The organism is Brevibacillus sp. AG162 (genome assembly GCF_006715575.1).
Lineage (GTDB): Bacteria > Bacillota > Bacilli > Brevibacillales > Brevibacillaceae > Brevibacillus > Brevibacillus brevis.
The window spans coordinates 58,345-76,533 of sequence record NZ_VFNO01000013.1 but is presented as its reverse complement, the minus strand read 5'-3'; the positions used below and the strand labels follow the sequence as shown (position 1 = coordinate 76,533).

The 18,189-nt window shown below is 49.8% G+C and carries 16 protein-coding genes; 12 read left to right on the top strand and 4 right to left on the bottom strand.

Features of this window, described 5'->3' with window-relative positions; genetic code table 11:
• Positions 1-27: 27 nt before the first annotated feature.
• Both FB479_RS27175 and FB479_RS27170 read right to left on the bottom strand, forming a co-directional pair.
• Positions 28-501: a GNAT family N-acetyltransferase gene (locus FB479_RS27175; RefSeq protein ID WP_106653870.1), complete on the bottom strand. Its 474-nt coding sequence runs from the start codon at positions 499-501 to the stop codon at positions 28-30.
• A gap of 95 nt (positions 502-596) precedes the next feature.
• On the bottom strand, positions 597-1,685 hold the full coding sequence (locus FB479_RS27170) for a DUF418 domain-containing protein (protein ID WP_142067349.1): 1,089 nt from the start codon (positions 1,683-1,685) through the stop codon (positions 597-599).
• A gap of 273 nt (positions 1,686-1,958) precedes the next feature.
• Between FB479_RS27170 and FB479_RS27165 the strand changes: the two genes are divergently transcribed.
• Complete coding sequence (locus tag FB479_RS27165) at positions 1,959-2,729, top strand: 3-hydroxyacyl-CoA dehydrogenase (RefSeq protein ID WP_106653872.1); 771 nt, start codon at positions 1,959-1,961, stop codon at positions 2,727-2,729.
• 101 nt (positions 2,730-2,830) lie between these two features.
• Here the strand turns inward: FB479_RS27165 and FB479_RS27160 are convergent, their stop codons facing one another.
• Complete coding sequence (locus FB479_RS27160; RefSeq protein WP_142067348.1) at positions 2,831-5,425, bottom strand: winged helix-turn-helix domain-containing protein; 2,595 nt, start codon at positions 5,423-5,425, stop codon at positions 2,831-2,833.
• 238 nt (positions 5,426-5,663) lie between these two features.
• On the opposite strand from FB479_RS27160, the gene FB479_RS27155 reads away from it, so the two are divergent.
• From FB479_RS27155 to FB479_RS27140, 4 genes are all read left to right on the top strand, one after another.
• Positions 5,664-6,728, top strand: coding sequence for a CapA family protein (locus FB479_RS27155; RefSeq protein ID WP_142067347.1), 1,065 nt, complete (start codon positions 5,664-5,666; stop codon positions 6,726-6,728).
• Between the two features lie 148 nt (positions 6,729-6,876).
• Entirely contained in the window at positions 6,877-7,869 is a 993-nt protein-coding gene (locus tag FB479_RS27150) for an AraC family transcriptional regulator (RefSeq protein ID WP_142067346.1), read from the top strand.
• Between the two features lie 168 nt (positions 7,870-8,037).
• On the top strand, positions 8,038-8,829 hold the full coding sequence (locus FB479_RS27145; RefSeq protein ID WP_142067345.1) for an SDR family NAD(P)-dependent oxidoreductase: 792 nt from the start codon (positions 8,038-8,040) through the stop codon (positions 8,827-8,829).
• A 281-nt stretch (positions 8,830-9,110) separates the two neighbouring features.
• Positions 9,111-9,497 (top strand): VOC family protein, encoded by a 387-nt coding sequence (locus FB479_RS27140; RefSeq protein ID WP_106653877.1) that lies wholly within the window; start codon positions 9,111-9,113, stop codon positions 9,495-9,497.
• Between the two features lie 381 nt (positions 9,498-9,878).
• On the opposite strand, the gene FB479_RS27135 is transcribed toward FB479_RS27140, so the two are convergent.
• Positions 9,879-10,250, bottom strand: a complete 372-nt coding sequence (locus FB479_RS27135; RefSeq protein WP_142067344.1) for a hypothetical protein — start codon at positions 10,248-10,250, stop codon at positions 9,879-9,881.
• A 119-nt stretch (positions 10,251-10,369) separates the two neighbouring features.
• Here FB479_RS27135 and FB479_RS27130 point away from each other — a divergent pair, with 119 nt between their 5' ends.
• From FB479_RS27130 to FB479_RS27100, 7 genes are all read left to right on the top strand, one after another.
• Positions 10,370-11,008 (top strand): TetR/AcrR family transcriptional regulator, encoded by a 639-nt coding sequence (locus FB479_RS27130; protein WP_142067343.1) that lies wholly within the window; start codon positions 10,370-10,372, stop codon positions 11,006-11,008.
• A gap of 32 nt (positions 11,009-11,040) precedes the next feature.
• The gene (locus FB479_RS27125) at positions 11,041-11,985 is read left to right on the top strand and encodes a phosphotransferase family protein (RefSeq protein WP_142067342.1); all 945 of its coding nucleotides are present in this window, start codon (positions 11,041-11,043) and stop codon (positions 11,983-11,985) included.
• Between the two features lie 165 nt (positions 11,986-12,150).
• A complete protein-coding gene (locus FB479_RS27120) occupies positions 12,151-13,899 on the top strand; it encodes an ABC transporter substrate-binding protein (RefSeq protein ID WP_106653881.1) in 1,749 nt (582 codons plus the stop codon).
• A gap of 86 nt (positions 13,900-13,985) precedes the next feature.
• A complete protein-coding gene (locus FB479_RS27115) occupies positions 13,986-14,942 on the top strand; it encodes an ABC transporter permease (RefSeq protein WP_142067341.1) in 957 nt (318 codons plus the stop codon).
• A gap of 12 nt (positions 14,943-14,954) precedes the next feature.
• Complete coding sequence (gene opp4C / locus FB479_RS27110; RefSeq protein ID WP_106653883.1) at positions 14,955-15,881, top strand: oligopeptide ABC transporter permease; 927 nt, start codon at positions 14,955-14,957, stop codon at positions 15,879-15,881.
• Positions 15,882-16,178: 297 nt separating this feature from the next.
• On the top strand, positions 16,179-17,165 hold the full coding sequence (locus FB479_RS27105) for an ABC transporter ATP-binding protein (protein ID WP_142067340.1): 987 nt from the start codon (positions 16,179-16,181) through the stop codon (positions 17,163-17,165).
• Positions 17,155-18,120, top strand: coding sequence for an ABC transporter ATP-binding protein (locus FB479_RS27100; protein WP_304488799.1), 966 nt, complete (start codon positions 17,155-17,157; stop codon positions 18,118-18,120). The genes FB479_RS27105 and FB479_RS27100 overlap by 11 nt, the downstream gene beginning before the upstream one ends.
• The last annotated feature ends 69 nt before the right edge of the window (positions 18,121-18,189 follow it).

Below are 18,189 nucleotides of genomic sequence, written 5' to 3'. Positions count from 1 at the left end.
TGTAGCTGTTCTCCCTTTTCCATCTATCTATTTAGGTATCCGTTTTTCATACCTGAATTTATAAAAACCATTCGCTGCGTTCGGCTCTGTCTCGCCGATCTTTTTGTAACCGCATTTCTCGTAAAAGTGCTGGTTGCGTACGGCTTCATAGCCGGTATCGAGCGTCCACTTCTTGATGTGTGGGTACGCTGCTTCCATGAACTGCATGGTCTGGCTTCCGATACGCAAGTTTTGCTTATCAGGATCGACATAGATGATCCCCAGCTCCAAATGCTCATGATCGACTGGAATGAGGCAAAAACCGCCGACGATCTGGTCATCCAGCAAGATCGTATAGTAATGGGCCTTTTGCATGAACAAAATATGCTGGTCGGGCTGGTCATGTCCGGCAGGGCCTTCTCCGTACTTTTGGACGTCTTCTGCGAAGCAGCGAATAGCAATTTGGGTGAGTTGCTCCGCGTTCGCGGGGACAGCCTTTTTGAAAAAAACCATAGGACTCATGAGATCATCTCCAGTTCGTCTGACTACTTCGAAATTGGTGTGTGAATGATTAGCAAAATTCTCCTATATAGCAGACGGATGAACCCACAGAATGGTTACCCACTTATTTTTCTCATGATGCTCTCCAAAGGTCCCCTCTCGAACCAACGCCTCCATAAGAGCGAGAGCACAATGGAAAAGAGGAAGAATCCTACGGCGTAGAGCATCGCAAAAGCGAGCGTTTGATTTTCGAATCTGCCAATCAAGGCGAGGAGGCCGAGCCCGACAATGATATGACTGACGTAGTGTGTCAGTGTCAGCTGTCCGGTTTTTACCCATGTTTGCGTAAACCAGCTGTTTGCGAATTTTTCCGCAAAGCTGACGCACAGAAGGATAATGATGACAGCAGAGCTTGAGCTGGATAGCACATAAAACAGGTTGGGTGGAACTGGTTTCGTTCCCCATAAAAATAGGGCGATCTCGCTTCCGACGACCGGAGTAGAGAGCTTGATCAGCCCATACGATAAAACTTCCAAGCTGACAAACAGGGCAGTTGTCCAGCCCAACATTTTTTTGCGTACAGATCGATCAAGCAGGTTAAGTCGACCCAGCCACAAGCCGAGAAGAAAAAAGCACATCCAGGGAAATACCGGGTGATAGCCGTTGTACAGCAAGTTCCGCAAGAATCCCTCGACCGTCCAAAAATCAAGATACTCGATAAATGGTTGCCTCGGGTCCCACCCTTGCATATAGTTGAACGACAATTGTAGCGTTTGGGCTGTGAGCAGGATGCCGCTAAAAGCGAGAAGAAGCGTTTTCCCCGATACGACGAGGAGGAAGGAGGCGATGAGCATATAGACGCCGTAGTAATGCAGGATGTCGCCGCTCCAACTACCGAGATAGAGCAAGATTCCGGTCACGAATAAAAACAAGGAGCGCTTCCAAAGAATGTGACGGCTAGCCTGCAAGAGGGCCGGGTCGCCTGAGGTCCTCGCTTTTTTTGTCATATACGCAATTCCAATACCTGCTAAAACAACGAATACGGTAGATGCTCTGCCTTGAAACAAACTGGATAAAGCGATAAGCCAGTCAGGTCCGCTATGCTCTGCGTTCAAGATGACGACGTAATTGACGATCATCATGCCCAGCATGGCCCACGCCCTCGCAAAATCGAGACCAATGACTCTGGTAGAAGACACTTTCATCCGGGTTCTTTCCTCTCCACTTTTATTTACTTACCGGTAAGTAAAATATAATGGGGGTGATTGTAAATAGCAAGCCCTAAAATGTTGGAGATGGATAAGCACAACTGTCCTTTGCCCGGACACAGATGTCTCATACCTGTCTGGATTTGAGAAGGTGCAGTCTGCTTGTTTCGAATAAAAACCACGTGTGACAAGGGGGTACTCGGTTGGTACCCAACTTGCAAAGCTTTTTTCTGAATGCGGATGCAATTGCAGAGGAAGGGAGAGAATGGCTTGGATATGCGGGAAGTGGTTGCCATTGTAACGGGTGGTGCTTCCGGTTTGGGAGAAGCCGCTGTGAGGAATGTAGTTCAACACGGGGGAAGAGTAGCCATTCTTGATTTGACGGTAGAGAAGGGGCAAGCGCTGGCGAATGAGCTGGGGCGTGAAAATGCTTTGTTCGTGCATACGGATGTTATGAGTGAGGTGAGTGTACGGGATGCAATCGATCAGGCTGCTGGCACATTCGGTACGATTCATGCCGTGGTCAACTGTGCGGGAATCGGTTTGGCACAAAAAACACTGTCGCGAAGCGGTCCACATCCACTGGAATCCTTCAGCAAAGTCATTTCAGTCAATCTGATCGGTACTTTTAATGTCATTCGATTGGCGGTGGAGCAAATGGCAGGAAACGAGCCGAACCAGCAGGGGGAGCGGGGTGTCGTCATCAATACCGCATCGGTGGCGGCTTTTGAAGGGCAGGTAGGGCAGGTTGCCTATAGCGCCTCCAAAGGCGGAATCGTAAGCATGACCCTGCCCCTAGCAAGAGACCTGGCTTGGTATGGCATACGCGTAATGGCGATTGCTCCCGGTCTATTTGACACGCCGATGTTCGATCAGCTCCCGCGCTCGGAAAAAGCTGCGTTGGGTGCGACTGTTCCTTTTCCCGCTCGTATGGGAAATCCGCAAGAATACGGGATGCTCGTGAACAGCATCATCACCAATCCGATGTTGAATGGAGAAACGATCCGGCTGGATGGGGCAATCAGGATGGCACCGAAATAAGGGAAAACGTGTTGACATGAAAGTATGCAACACGTTTTCCTCGGCAGAGAGCCCCGCATGCTGGACGCTTTTTTTGCAAGAGGGCATATCGAAAAGTTCCGTTAATCAACAGGACTATTTTCAAGCAGTGAAATTTCTTGAGCTTTCAGTAGAGCTTGTGTGCGATTGGTGACACCGAGCTTGCCGTATATCCGATGCAAATACACCTTGACCGTCCCGAGCGTATTCCCTAGCTCATCGGCGATCATTTTGTTGGATGCTCCTTTGGCCAGCATGGAAAGGATAATCATTTCTTTTCCGGTTAGCGGCTCGATCAAAGGAGCTTTTCTTTTCTCCATTTTCTTAGGGAAAAGGGATAGCAGTTGATTGACATACGCAGCCGATACAGACGGACCAGGTTGTTGGGATCGTTTTCTCAATCGGAGCTGGTAATCGTGCAAGAGGTGAGACATCGCCGTTCCTTCGTCGAGAAAGCTACGGACGTAGCAGTTGTTTCCGCCAATCAAGAGCGCTTCGTGAAGGAAAGCCAGCGCTTCCTTTTTGTTGCCGCACTGCTGGTAGGCGAGGGCTTGCAGGATGGCGATGTCTACCTGACTGATTAATAGCTCCTCGCGAATACTGGATGGCTTTAGGATCGCTAACATACGCAAGGCTTCCTGTTCCTGCTGCTGGGCGAGCAGCAAACGGACATAGGTCAAAACCTCTAATTCTCTCTGAATGCTAGGCTGATTCAAAATGGAAGGGGGGAGCTTGGACAACTCCGTTTTCGCCAAATTGATGTCCCCTTCCTGGATCGCGATGTGTGCGAGAAATGCTTGTAATGGGTTGAACCAATACGAAGCCCCCCAGCTCGCGACCGTCTCTCGTGCCTCCGAAATGATTTTTCGTGCCGCAGCAAAATTTCCCTCCACCAGCTTGTGCTTGGCGTATGTCAGTGCATAGGGGACGAGCAGGCCAGGTATTTGCTTTTGCAAGGCAACGAAACGAACTCGCTGAAGATGATCGAGGCTTTCTTCCAGTCTGTTTTCCTCATACAGCCCCTCCGCCAACGCTTGAACGACGTACAGGTTGATCAAGGAATCCTTCCAACCATGTGCTTCGAGTATGCCGGAGAACTGCTTGCCGACAGCCTCTGTCTGATCGGACAGCATCCCCTTTAACCCGAATCGCGTACGCCGAATAAAGGGCTCTGTCGTGTTGTAATTAAAATGGTAAAACAACGGACTCTCAGGCAGCTCACCACTCAACTGTGATGAACTGGCAATCCAGCTCTCAAAATCTCCGGTTGCAAACACCAGATTCGCCCGCACAAAAAACAGCCCGCTCAAAAACTGTTGATGCTCCGTCGAGTCTTCCAGGCTTGCAACGCTTTGCTCCAATTGGGCGAGGGCAAGCTCTGCCCGATCCGTATAACCGCAAGCAACCGAGAGGAACACATAGATCAGGCGAAAAAGGGGTGAGAAATAGGTTGCGTGATCAGGGATGCTGTCCAGCGTTCTGAGAAAGCTGGAAAACTCGCCGCGTTGGAGCAGTACCGGAATATGTTGCTCCAATAAACTTACAGCCAACGTGTAATCGGCAGCGGCCATCGCATGATCGATCGCTTCGTCCATCATTCCGCGTTCCGCATAGCTCCCACTGGCTAGTCGGTGCAGCTCACGTGCTTCTCCGGGAGCTGTCTGCTCCAATTGACTGCGCAAAAAATCGGCAAACAAGTGATGGTACCGATACCACGTCCCGTAATCATCCAGCGGGATTAAGAAAATGTTTTGGCGGTGCAAGTGGGTCAGCATTTGTTGGCAATGGGTCAGTCCAGTCAGAGCGTGGCACACGTGAGCGTCCATTCTCGCCAGCACAGAGGTTTTGAGCAGGAAGCTGCGCTCCACTTCCGGAAGTCGCATGATCACTTCATGAAACAAATACTCCGAAATATTGCGATGAGAGCCGGTAAATCCGGCAAAAAATTGATCGTGGTTCTCCGTATTCACGAGTGAAATGGCAGCGAGCTGCAAGCCGGCGACCCAACCCTCCGTACTTTTCACGAGCTGTTCGATTTGCATTTCGGTCAGAGGTAAATCATGAACCTGCCGGTAAAAGCTGTCCGTCTCTTGATGACTGAAAAGAAATTGTCCCGCCTCAATGTGACATACTTCATGGCGGACGTTCCATTTGACTGTAGAAAAAGGCAGCGTGTTGCGACTGGCGATGTACAGATGGACGTGACTCGGGACATATTCCAGAAAATAAGCGAGACTGCTGTGAATCGTCTCATCCGAGATCACGTGGTAGTCATCGAGAATGATAGCAAGGGGCTGCGACGTAGCAGCGAGTTCATTGAGAAGGGAATCGATGAAGGTAAAGATCGAGGTATGACTGGTTGCTTTCATGGCTGGTTCCATTCGCTCGGAGAGTTCTGTGAAGGTAGATCCAGACAGCGTAAATACGATGTATCTCCAAAAGCGAATCAGGTCATTATCCATCTCATCGAGTGAGAGCCATACAGTGGTACCGCCGTACTGATGAGCCCATTGACTGAGCAAGGTCGTTTTTCCATACCCGGCTGGGGCGTATAACGTGGTTAGTCGGCATTGCAGACCAGCGTCCATTTTTTGCAGCAGTCGGCTCCTGTGAACGCTATTCGACCGAGCGGCGGGCATTGCTGTTTTGGTTTTCAGCATAATGGAATGATGGAGCATGTTTTTACCGTCCTATGTATTAGAATCTTATGTGTCCATTATACTTGTTATCGGCAAAAATCGACATTTGGAAAATAGTGGAATATTTTAACTCGAGTAGCAGGCGCCCCAAACCGCCATCTTCTGCATGCCCGTCACTTTTCGGCGAGAAATTTCCACGGAAGCCAGACATGCTTCAACAGGCTTCACATCCCACGCCTTCTAGAATGGAAGCAAAAAAGAGAGATGGGCTGAGGGCATGAAGATAGGACGATGGAAACACGCCGTAATCGTGGTAGCTGCAGTGATGCTCTGTGTTGCGATGGGAACGGAATCTGCTGCTGTCCAGGCGAGCAGCGAAGGAGATATGCAGGACCAGGATTCCATTCAGGTAGTGTTTGTCGGGGATATGATTTTGGATAAGAGCGTCGGGAATCAGATCGCGCGGTACGGCGTAGATTATCCGTTTCAAAAAACAGCGGATTTTCTCAATCAGGCAGACTTGACGATTGGCAATCTGGAGACACCAGTCAGTACGCGAGGACGTCCGGAGAAAAAGGAATATACCTATCGTGCGAAGCCAGAGTCATTGAAGGGACTCGTGAACGCGGGCTTCGACGTGGTCAATCTGGCGAATAATCATTCGCTCGATTACGGAATGGACGCGCTCTCTGACACGATGGTGCATTTGAAAAAGGCGAAGATCGGTTACGTGGGGGCGGGGAAAAACGAGGAAGAAGCATTCGCTCCCTACATCCAAACGATTAAGGGGAAACGCGTGGCAGTCATCGGGATCAGCCGTGTCCTTCCAAATGAGCGTTGGTATGCCCGAAAAAACAAGCCAGGTCTCGCACATGCCTATTCGTATGAGCCGATGCTGTCCTATGTAAAAAAGGCAGTGGCGGAGTCAGACATTACAATTGCGGTCATGCACTGGAATCGGGAATATAAGGATTATCCAGAACCATATGCGCGTGAGATGGCGAAAAAGCTGATCGACAGCGGTGTGGATGCCATTGTCGGGTCGCACAGCCATTCGATCATGGGCGTTGAGTTTTATAAAAAGGTGCCGATCTACTACAGCGTAGGGAATTTTGTGTTTACCACCTCGCGCAATCCGAAAGGTCGCGAAGCCGTGATGGTCCAACTGACGTTTTCAAAAGACGGGAGCAAGAGCCGCGTGATCCCGGTGAAGCTCACAAACGGTCAGCCTGCTCCGATGGACGAGAAAAACAAAAAGAGGATTATCGACAAGCTCAACCGCATTTCCTATGGAGCGAGCATAGACGAAAAGGGAGAAGTAAGCGAGTCTAAGCCCCGATAGCGAGTCGCCGCATCATTTCTCTTCGTGTGAAACCATACTGTTCGTTCGTATAGGCTATGAGCATCCCCAGTACCGAGTATCATGCTCGTATGTATAATGAATCATAACCGGAGCGAATAGGTAAGCAACTAAAGGAGATCCATACGTAATGAAATCAGACCGTATAAAGTTCCCGGCGGGATTTTTGGCGGGATTACAACGACTAGGGATTGCCCCCCACGACCTAGCTCACAAAGCGCGCGTGCCGCTCGCGATTCTTACAGAACCAGCTGTCGTCACCACTGCCCAATATTTCAGAATCTGGCAAGCGTACTCCGATCTAGTTGGTGACTCGGCTATCGGAATCATCAAGCTTTCAACCACCTTTGAAACAGCACAATACCCACCGGCCGTTTTAGCGACCTACCATGCTCGTGACTATCGCGACGCTCTTAATCGAATGGCCCGGTACAAACAACTGTGCCCTCCGGAAAGTTTGCGCATAACAGAGGAGGGCGAGCGCTGTACAATCGAATTGGAGTGGATGCAGAGCGAGCAACCCGGACCACCAGTGCTGGTAGGAACCACGCTAGCCTTTCTTCTAGAGCTTGGGCGACGGGGCACGGGCAAGCCTTTAACTGCACAGTCCGTGGAATTTTCTCAATCGATGGGGGATGTAGCTGCCCTTGAAGCTTACTTCGGTTGCCCTGTCCGGATTGGTGCCACCGATAACCGATTAACACTCCATCGACGTGATTTGGACCGCCTCTTTCTTTCGTACAACAAAGAATTGCTGGAGATTTTGACGCCTGTATTGGACCGATCATTGGATGAACAGGGCAGTCGTTCAATTGCTGAGATGGTCAAGTGGATTTTGAAGCGAAGTCTAACCTGCGGCCGCCTTGATATTCGAGCTGTTGCGAGCGAGCTGGGCATGAGCGATCGTACCTTGCAGCGCCGTCTTACTGATGAATGCACAACGTTCAAGCAACTGTTGACACAGGCTCGACATGAACAGGCACGAGAATACTTGGCCGATCCCAAGCTCGATATAAAAGAAGTGGCTTTCTTAGTTGGATATGAAGATCAGAACTCGTTTTATCGGGCCTTCCGCCTTTGGGAAGGAGATACACCTTCAAATTGGCGTTCCAAGCAGGGCTAGTATTTTCCCGGTCTCCATATTTGGCGGGTTAAGCAAGAAATTTGGCGTTGTACACTAGTTACCCAACGATCCAGACAAAGTACGATAATCTCTATCCGGAGCACAAGGATGTTCCAAGATGAACTTCTAGTCAGGTTGCCGTGAATGACAACAAAGGAGAATAGTGTTATGGATATGGGATTAAGGAACAAAACTGCTTTCGTAACTGGATCGACGAGAGGGATTGGGAAAGCAATTGCCATTGAGCTTGCCAGAGAGGGCGTCAATGTCCTCGTAAATGGACGGAATGATGGAGAGGTAGAAAGGACCATAAATGAATTGAAGGCGCAATTCCCGGATACTTCTCCTCAGAATGCTACGGCCGATATTGTGGATAGGCAGCAAAGAGAAGCTTTATTTGAGCAATATCCCCATGTGGATATTCTCGTTAACAATATGGGTATTTATGAAATCATGTCCTATGAAGACGTTGACGATGAAGTATGGGAAAAATATTTCCGAACAAATGTCCTTGCCGCTAATGGATTATCTAAATTTTATTTACCTAACATGTTGAAGAACAATTATGGACGAATAATCTTTATAGCAAGTGAAGAAGCGATCATGCCCTCAGGGCAAATGCCTCAGTATTGCATGACGAAATCTATGCTATTATCACTGTCAAAAAGCTTGTCTAAACTAACGCTAGGAACAGAAGTTACCTCCAACACAATCATGCCAGGACCAACACTTTCCGAAAATGTATATCAAATCATTGATGGTTTGTTTCCTGATGATATGGCATTTTCGGAAAAAGAGAATCAATTTATGGCTGCACACCTGCCCCAATCCGAATTACAGCGATTTATCAAGCCTTTTGAAATAGGCAGGCTGGCAGCATTTCTATCCAGCCCTTATGCAACCGCATTTAAAGGTTCACCAATTCGCATGGACGGGGGCATGGTACCAACTATTTTTTAATAGAAATTTCACTTCGACAATTATTGGTGTAACAATTGCGTGGTTCCTTCTTGATGAGGGCAACACAGTAACTTTATGAAGCCCAATCCAGTCGAACACTTCATTTTCGTGTTTTGACTGGATTTTTTCATGGCAGGATGAATAGCCAAGATGGAGACAGGAATCGTTCTGTTAGCAGAAACAGCGACTATGCTGTGCAAAGAAAAAAAGAGCAGTGGCGGATGATTGAATGGACGTAAGGAAATGAATAGGTAGACGCTTATCTTCACGAAAAGGAGTGGTTGTCAGTGCAAGCCATCACAACGTTTTTCATGTTCCATGGAAAAGCAGAAGAAGCGATGAAGTTTTACACTTCCATTTTTGAGCGATCCGAAATCAAGCAGGTGATGCATCACGAGAATGGACAAGTCCTGCACGCTACCTTTACATTAAAAGACCAGACCTTCATGTGCATCGACAATACGAACGGTGACTATCATGCCTTTACTCCTGCGATTTCGTTGTTTGTTGACTGCGATACGGAGGAAGAGGTTGACCGGGTTTTTGGACAGCTTTCCTCGGATGGACAAGTACTCATGCCGCTCGGACAATTGCCGTTCAGTGAAAAGTTCGGCTGGGTTCAAGATCGTTACGGAATATCATGGCAGATTAATTTACCGAAAAAATGATATTTGAAAAGCCGGTACACCTCTTGGTACCGGCTAACTTTTTGCCTTTTTATCGTTGCTGTAGTGGGGGAAGAAGCGAATTTCCAGTCTACGCTGGGGCGGGCTCCAGAGGCGCTTGGACTGGAAATTCCTACGTAGCTTTTCGTTAGTTCATTGAAAGTGATTCTAAGCTGTTTTGGTCCAAAGGAATTAGTCTTTCAGAAGCTTTCCCTGCGTTAACTTGCAAAACGTTTTAAGCACACGAAGGAATCCACAGCTGTCCGGAAGCCCTGTCACATGTTTGGAAGGAGACCGCCCGAACGTAGAGAGGATACAGGCGACTGGAAAACATGTGGCAGGGCTTCTCCCGACCACAACAGACGGAATATAGTGTCTTTTTGTCTACATCGTCATCAACTGACGAAAACTACGACGATAGCTCCACAGCAAATACACTTCCAAAACCGCGACAATCAATCCCATAACGAGCATGTCGGGATCGACAAACAGGTGGAACGTCAAGATGTTGACAGCAAGCGGAGCGGTGGCGGTTAGCGCCAGTGGGACGAAGCGGTTGGTCAGGAATAGCAATCCACAGATGATTTCGACGGTTTTGACCAAAACCAGTAGGTACCCTTGTAAAAGCTCCATAGCAGCAGGACTGGTTGGGAAGATAGGCTCGAATCCAACCAAGACCATGTAACCATTCACACCTGCTCCAAGCAAAATCAATCCAAGGATGATACGGGCGAATACGGGGAAAGTCCGTGTCATCAGGCATCACTTCCTTGTGGTGGAATATGGATGATGAAGTCTTCGAGGAAAGTATAACTCCACTTTGACCACCTGGTCAATATGCGTTATGATAGGGAAAAGAAGATCGGAGAGAGAAGGTGACGGACATAAAAGGAATCTGGCAGGATGAAACACTGGAGCCGAACAAGCGAAAGCTGCTGGAAGCGGCTCTTGTTGAATTTTCCGCGAAAGGCTATGAACGAGGCTCCACCAATCAAATGGTCCAGAACGCAGGCGTATCAAAGGGGATGCTGTTCCACTTTTTCGGGAATAAAAAGGGACTGTTTCTGGCGATTGTTGATGCTTGTATCGAACATTTTTTTGTCTATATACAGGCGCGAATGGAAGCGGCACCGCAAGATTTTTTTGCACGATTTCTTCATGTTAATCAAGCAAAAATGGCGCTCTTTGCCGAGGAACCAGCTATTTATCAAATGGCAGTTGCGACCTTTTTCGACTATCCCGAGGAATGCCGGACTGAGATCGAAGACAGGGAGGTCCAGTTCAATGCGCGATATCTTCCCTTGTTTCTGGAGCAAGTCGATACGTCATTGATCAAAGCGCAGTTCGATCCACAGAAGGCGCTGCATTTTTTGCTGTCGGCTGTAGAGGCATTGACGCAAAAGTACGTCCGCGAAAACTACGAGGCTAGCGATAAAGGCTTCGAGCATGTCCAATCCTTTTTTGCGGAATTAGAATCGTACATGGATATGATGAAGGTAGGGCTGTACAGATAATCAGACAGTGGAGCATAAAGGGGGAAAAAATAATGGATGAGAAATGGACACGCCTGGTACATAACATGAATCCGTCAGCCAAGCTCCTTCGTGCTTGGGAGCTAAAAGGCGGGATTTCTGCACAGGTCACCGCGCTAGAAATAGAGAGCCCTGACGGCACGAAGAAAAAAGTAGTTGTCCGCGAGCACGGTCAGGCTGACCTCAAGCGAAATCCGCAGATCGCATCAGATGAATTCAAACTTTTGCAAATACTGAAGTCCGCTGGCTTGCCGACTCCAACGCCCTATCATCTCGAAGCATCCAGCGATATTTTCCCCACGCCGTGCCTTGTCATCGAATTCATAGAAGGACAGACAGTCACCGCGCCAGCCGACTTGTCCAGCTTTCTGCAACAAGCAGCTATCGTGCTGACTCGCATCCATTCGGTAGACGCTTATAGGCTGGCGGGCACTTATTTGCCGAAACAAGAAGAAGCGATAACGGAAAAGCTCCACAAAAAACCTGCGATCCTGGACAAATCATTGGATGAGGAACTGATTCGCGAAGTGCTGGAGTCCGTTTGGCCGCTGCCCCAAGCAAATGCAGCATCGCTTTTGCATGGGGATTTCTGGCCGGGAAATACGATGTGGAAGGAAGAAAAACTGGCTGCTGTCATCGATTGGGAGGACGCTGCGATCGGTGACCCCTTATCTGATCTCGGCAATGCCAGACTGGAGATTTTGTGGGCGTTTGGCGTGGAGGCCATGCATGCGTTTACGCTTCACTATCAGTCTGTCAAGAAGACACTCGATTATACCCAGCTCCCGTACTGGGATTTGTGTGCGGCACTTCGGCCAGCTTCGAATCTATCTGATTGGGGATTGGAAAAAAAGATAGAGAAAACCATGCGCGAGCGACATTCTCTATTCGTGATGCAGGCGTGTGAGAAACTAGGCATTCCGTATAAAAGACATGCCACTTGTGAGAGCCTCGAATAATCGAGGCTTTTTTTATTTGGAAAAAACTGTTGACCGATCCGGTATCGATACCTATAATCTAATTCATAGTAAACAGGTAAGAATTATAAGTTATTATCTTTTGATCCGACCGGACCACCGGAGGAGCTGGTTTCACTGAGTGAGTGGATATGAAGGAGGATCACCATGAAAAAAAGGCTTTCGCAAATCATTTCAACTTTGCTGCTAGGGACGCTACTGGTCACAGGTTGCAGCTCCGAAGGCAGTGCGCCGGCTACCTCGACACAAACGGCGACTCCGTCAACAGAAGCATCAGCACCTGCTGCCAGCAAGGTGCAAGACATAAAAGACGGCATCAACTTGGCTACGGATTTATCCAAGCTGCCGGAAGCAGCCGCCAAAAGGACCGATACATTCATTGCGGGACTGACGGAGCCAGGCGGCGTGTTTAACCCGTTTTTTTACCACAACGGCTACGATGGCAACGTTTCCTCAGCGATCTTCGAATCATTGGTGGATGTCGATGCGACAGGAAAGCCAGTACCCAAGCTCGCGGAAAAATGGGACGTATCTCCTGACCAGCTCACGTATACGTTCCATCTGAGACCGAATCTGAAATTCAGTGATGGTTCACCGCTGACGGCAGAGGATGTAGCCTTTACACTGACGATTCTGCACGACAAAACGTACGACGGCGAAACAGACATTTTCGTAGCAAGTATCAAGGGTGGACGTGAATACAAGGAAGGCAAAGCGAACACCATCGAAGGGATCAAGGTGATTGATCCACAGACGATCCAGATCACGACGGAGAAAGTCAACGCCAAGTCTCTCGTCCTGTTAGGCGGGCAGGTGCTCTCCAAGGCGTACTACGGCAAGGAGTACAAACCAGGCAATCTGGAGTATCTCCGCACCTTGCACGGCAAGCCATTGGGAGCAGGACCTTACAAATTCGAGGCGTACATTCCTGGTCAAGAAGTCCGCTATCTCGCAAACGAGCACTATTATGCGGGCAAGCCGCAAGTCGAGCACTTTATCTACAAGACGACCGAGGGCGACGCTCTGCAGTTTATCCAGACAGGGGAAATGGACTACAACTCCTTTACCGTCAACTCGGATAACATTGAACAGCTGCAAGAGCTGGGATACGTGAATATCAATCTGTACACATCCAGCGCCTATTCGTATATCAAGTTCAATCATTCCAAGCCATTTTTCAAAGACAAGCGCGTCCGCCAAGCCTTCATCTACGGACTGGATCGCCAAAAGATTCTGGACCTGACCTACCAAGGATACGCGCAAGTCGCCAATGTACCGATCAGCCCTGTTTCGTGGGCATATACGGAGGATGTCAATCCATACGCCTACAATCCGGAAAAGGCGAAGCAGCTCCTGGATGAAGCGGGCTGGAAGCCAGGCGCGGACGGTATCCGTGAAAAAGACGGACAAAAGCTGATCGTGCATTACTACACGACCAAAGGAAAGCTGGGAGAGGTTCTGATCCCGATTGCCAAAGAAAACTACAAAGAGCTGGGCATCCAGTTTGAAGCGGAAATGATGGACTACAACGCCGTATTGGCACGGACGGAAAAAGGCGATCACGACCTCGCCTCGTTCTCGACCACGATGCTGATCGATCCAGATGACGGTGTAGACGCCTTCTCGACGAAAAAGGGCAAGAGCGGATTTACGGGAACGAATGGCTACTCCAATGCCAAAGTAGACGAATTGCTGGAAGCAGGTCTATCTACGCTGGACATCGAGAAGCGCAAAGCGATCTACAAAGACCTGTATAAAGAGCTGAGCGATGACCCACCGTACATCTTCCTCGGCTACCGCAAAATTTTGTCTGCGCACAACGGCAAGATCAAGGGCTTGGAGCCGAATCCGTTCACGGGTATTTCGACCAGCCTGCCTGGCATCAAAATTGAGTAGCAGGTCGAGTAACTGACTCACGAATATTGTGCCCGGCCCTGGGGCTGGGCTTTCTTTTTTTCCCCAAGCATGAAAGGAGGCCAACGATGACGTCCTACTTCCTGAAGAGGGTCTTTTACATGGCGTTGACGCTCTTCGGCGCATCCATTTTGATTTTTTTCCTGTATGCCTTAACGCCTGGTGATTTCGTTGATACGAGCCCCAAGCTGACAGCCGAACGAAAGCTGGAGCTAAAAGCGATGTACGGACTGGATAAGCCTGTTGTCGAACGATATTTCATCTGGATGAAAAACGCCCTCCAAGGCGATTTTGGCTATTCCTTGCAATACCAGCAGCCGGTGATGTCGCTGTTGAACGATTATATCTGGAATTCGTTTTTGCTGGCGATTACCTCTACCTTTTTTACGTGGCTGATTGCGATCTCAATCGGCGTTCTGTCTGCTGCGAGGCAGCATTCCTGGTTCGATGCGCTCGTGACGATCGGTGTTTTTGCTGCGATGTCGTTGCCTGTCTTCTTCGTCGGGCTGCTGTTTATCAAGATGTTTGCCGTTGATGCCAAGCTGTTTCCCGCAGGGGGCATGATGACGATCGGCAGCAAGGAAACAGGGCTCGCCTATGCGTGGGACGTGGCCCAGCATATGTTTTTGCCTGTGACGGTGCTGACTTTGTTGAGCGTGGGGACGCTGACTCGCTATTTTCGAACGAACATGCTGGAGGTCATTCAACAAGACTTCGTGCGCACGGCCCGGGCAAAAGGATTGAAGGAAAAAGTAGTCCTGCACAAGCACGCGCTGCGCAATGCGCTCCTGCCGGCCATTACACTGCTGGGCTTTGAGCTGCCAGCATTGTTCGGTGGGGCGATCATCACGGAAAAAATCTTTAACTGGCCCGGTGTCGGACAGTTGTACATGCAGGCGTTTTCTGTACGGGACTACCCGCTCTTGATGGGCTTTACGATGTTCCTGGCGATTCTCACCGTCATCGGAAACTTATCTGCTGATTTGCTGTACAGAGTGGCTGACCCGCGGGTTCGGTTGAAATAGGAGGGAAAACCGATGGCATCAACGGTAAGTGAAGTAGCGGAGGTGACGAGACCGGAGCAGGTAGCGTTGCGTTCTTCTTTGTGGCACGAGGCGTTTATGCGACTGAAAAAGAAGCGTCTGGCCATGTTTGGACTTGTGTTTTTACTCGTCATGGCAGCGGTATGCTTCATCGGTCCGTTTTTTTCTCCGTACGCATCCGGCAAGATTAATACGGCCATGATCAACAAGCCGCCAAGCTTCTCTCATTGGCTCGGGACGGACAGTTTGGGCAGAGACATTTTGACGCGGTTGATGCAGGCTGGCCGAATCTCATTGACAGTCGGCATCGCTTCCATGGTGCTCTCCGTTTCCATTGGCGCCCTTCTCGGTGCACTGGCTGGCTTTTACCGCGGGTGGGTCGATCAAGTGATCATGCGTGTAGCAGACGTGCTTATGACCATTCCTGGTCTGCCGCTTTTGTTTATTATGGGCGCAGTCCTCTCCGAGTGGAAAATCCCGACCGACTACCGCATTTACATCGTCATGGTCATGCTGAGCCTGATCGGCTGGCCCGGCTTGGCCCGAATGGTCCGTAGCCAGATGCTCACTCTGCGCGAAAGTGAATTCATGCAAGCAGCAGAAGTACTCGGTCTGCGCGACAGACGCAAGCTCTTCTTCCATTTGCTGCCCAATCTGACCCCACTCTTGATTGTCGTTGCCACCTTGAACGTCGGTGGTGCCATCCTGAGTGAATCCGTATTATCGTACTTCGGCCTCGGTGTCGTTCCGCCAACGCCAACATGGGGCAACATGATGGATGCAGCGAATACCTTGATCGATTTTCAGAAAAGACCGTGGCTGTGGGTACCTCCTGGGATTGCTATTTTTGCTACCGTGATCTCGATTAATTTGTTGGGAGATGGGCTGCGGGATGCTTTGGACCCGAAGCAGAAGCGTTGATGAGTTTTTGATATCACCATCGTGAACCAACTTTCACAATAAAGCAGCGTAGGGAGAAGTGATTTCCAGTCCAAGCGCCTCTGGAGCCCGCCCTAGCGTAGAGAAAAATGGCGGGGAATTTAAGCTTCACTTATGAAATACTTCATTGAAACTTCTACGTTTGAAGCGCTCCCGCCATTTTTCTCGAAGCGGACAGTCATGACCCCTTGCGGGGCGTAGGCCGAAGCGTAGACTGGAAATCACTTCTCCCCCTCCACTACAGCTCCTTCTATACACGAAAAGGCAGGTGAGCCAAGCATGAATGCTTTAGTCGACATCCAAAATCTAAGCACGCACTTCAAGTCCGAACAAGGCGTGGTCAAAGCAGTCGATGCCCTCGATCTGCGCATCCATGAAGGAGAGACCGTATGCATCGTAGGCGAGTCAGGCTGCGGCAAAAGCGCGGCAGCCATGTCATTGATGAGACTAATCCCAGAGGCGGTAGGCAGTATCGTTTCGGGTGAGATATGGTTTGCAGGCCGTGATCTGCGAAAAGTCAGCAAAGAAGAAATGCGAAAGCTTCGGGGCAACGAGCTGGCAATGATTTTTCAGGAGCCGATGTCGTCTCTCAATCCCGTACTGACCATCGGTGAGCAGATCATGGAGCCGATCATGGAGCATCAAGGCCTAAGCAAAAAAGCAGCCCAAGCGAGAGCCGTTGAGTTGATCGAGCTGGTCGGAATCCCGCGGGCAAAAGAAATCGCCAAATCGTACCCCCATGAATTGAGCGGGGGCATGCTGCAACGCATTATGATTGCCATCGCAATATCCTGCAATCCTCGCCTGTTGATCGCCGATGAGCCGACGACTGCTTTGGATGTGACCATTCAGGCGCAAATTCTCGATCTGCTGCGCAAAATCAAGGACGAAGCCCAAACAGCGATTCTTTTTATCACGCATGATCTGGGTGTCGTAGCGGAAATGGCCGATCATGTGGTCGTGATGTACGCAGGGAAAGTGGTAGAGGTATCTCCTGTCGTCGAGCTGTTCGAGGAGCCGAAGCATCCATATACACAAGGCTTGCTTCGCTCCAAGCCTGTGTTGAATCAACGTAGAGCCAAACTGTATTCCATCCCTGGTCAAGTACCGAATCCGACGACACTCGGTGAATCCTGCTATTTTCTTGACCGATGCGATCAGTGCTTGGACATTTGCCGGGTGAAACAGCCGCCTTTGCGTGATGGGGGAGACGGCAGAAAGGTCGCATGCTGGCTGTATGAGGAGGAGATCGCCCGTGGACAGTAATTTGCTGGAAGTGCGCCGATTGAAAAAATATTACCCGATTACCGGAGGGCTTCTGGGCAGGACGATCGGTCATGTAAAAGCGGTAGATAACGTAAGCTTTTCCATCCGAAAAGGAGAGACGTTCGGGCTGGTTGGGGAATCCGGCAGCGGGAAAAGCACGACAGGTCGCACCATCCTGCGCCTTTTGGAAAAGACAGAGGGAGAAGTCTGCTTCCAGGGTATCGATGTGCACGCGTTGAATCGTCATGAGCTCCGAGCTTTGCGCCCGCAGATGCAATATATTTTTCAAGACCCGTACAGCTCGCTGAATCCGCGTGTCAGAATCGGAGAAGCACTGGGGGAAGCGCTGCTTGATCATGGGCTGCTCCCACAAACGGAGGTCAGAGAAAGAGTCTTAGAGGTCATGGCTTTATGTGGATTGGCGCCGTATCATGTCGATCGGTATCCGCATGAGTTCTCGGGCGGTCAGCGACAACGGATCGGTATCGCACGGGCCATCATGCTGAACCCTGATTTTATCGTCGCGGATGAGCCAGTATCTGCTCTGGATGTGTCGATCCAAGCCCAAATCATCAATTTGTTTGCAGAGTTGCAGGAGCAAAGGAAGCTGACGTACTTATTTATTTCGCATGATTTGAGCGTCGTGGAGCATCTGTGCACGAGGATCGGCGTCATGTATTTGGGGTCATTGCTGGAGCTGGCACCTCGGGATGAATTGTTTTCGGAGCCGCTTCATCCGTACACCAAAGCATTGCTCTCCTCTGTCCCTCTCCCGATCCCAAAGAAAAAGCGTGAACGCATCGTCCTGCAGGGAGACATGCCAAGTCCGACGAATCCTCCGGCAGGGTGCAAATTCCACACGCGCTGCCCGTATGTGAAAGACATTTGCCGACAGGAAGTGCCTGCTTTTCGCGAAGTTAGCACCGACAGATTTGTCGCCTGTCATTTGGTGTAACGGGAATCAATGGGGGAACGAAGGACTGCACGGGGCATTGACCGATAGCAGAGTCGTATGGTAAAATTT

Bases quoted from the DNA above. Each gene is read 5' to 3' on its own strand.
- FB479_RS27105 (WP_142067340.1), top strand. From the start codon at position 16,179: ATGAATGCTTTAGTCGACATCCAAAATCTAAGCACGCACTTCAAGTCC.
- FB479_RS27120 (WP_106653881.1), top strand. From the start codon at position 12,151: ATGAAAAAAAGGCTTTCGCAAATCATTTCAACTTTGCTGCTAGGGACG.
- FB479_RS27115 (WP_142067341.1), top strand. From the start codon at position 13,986: ATGACGTCCTACTTCCTGAAGAGGGTCTTTTACATGGCGTTGACGCTC.
- opp4C (WP_106653883.1), top strand. From the start codon at position 14,955: ATGGCATCAACGGTAAGTGAAGTAGCGGAGGTGACGAGACCGGAGCAG.
- FB479_RS27170 (WP_142067349.1), bottom strand. From the start codon at position 1,685: ATGAAAGTGTCTTCTACCAGAGTCATTGGTCTCGATTTTGCGAGGGCG.
- FB479_RS27150 (WP_142067346.1), top strand. From the start codon at position 6,877: ATGAAATCAGACCGTATAAAGTTCCCGGCGGGATTTTTGGCGGGATTA.
- FB479_RS27135 (WP_142067344.1), bottom strand. From the start codon at position 10,250: ATGACACGGACTTTCCCCGTATTCGCCCGTATCATCCTTGGATTGATT.
- FB479_RS27125 (WP_142067342.1), top strand. From the start codon at position 11,041: ATGGATGAGAAATGGACACGCCTGGTACATAACATGAATCCGTCAGCC.
- FB479_RS27155 (WP_142067347.1), top strand. From the start codon at position 5,664: ATGAAGATAGGACGATGGAAACACGCCGTAATCGTGGTAGCTGCAGTG.
- FB479_RS27145 (WP_142067345.1), top strand. From the start codon at position 8,038: ATGGATATGGGATTAAGGAACAAAACTGCTTTCGTAACTGGATCGACG.
- FB479_RS27160 (WP_142067348.1), bottom strand. From the start codon at position 5,425: ATGCTCCATCATTCCATTATGCTGAAAACCAAAACAGCAATGCCCGCC.
- FB479_RS27175 (WP_106653870.1), bottom strand. From the start codon at position 501: ATGAGTCCTATGGTTTTTTTCAAAAAGGCTGTCCCCGCGAACGCGGAG.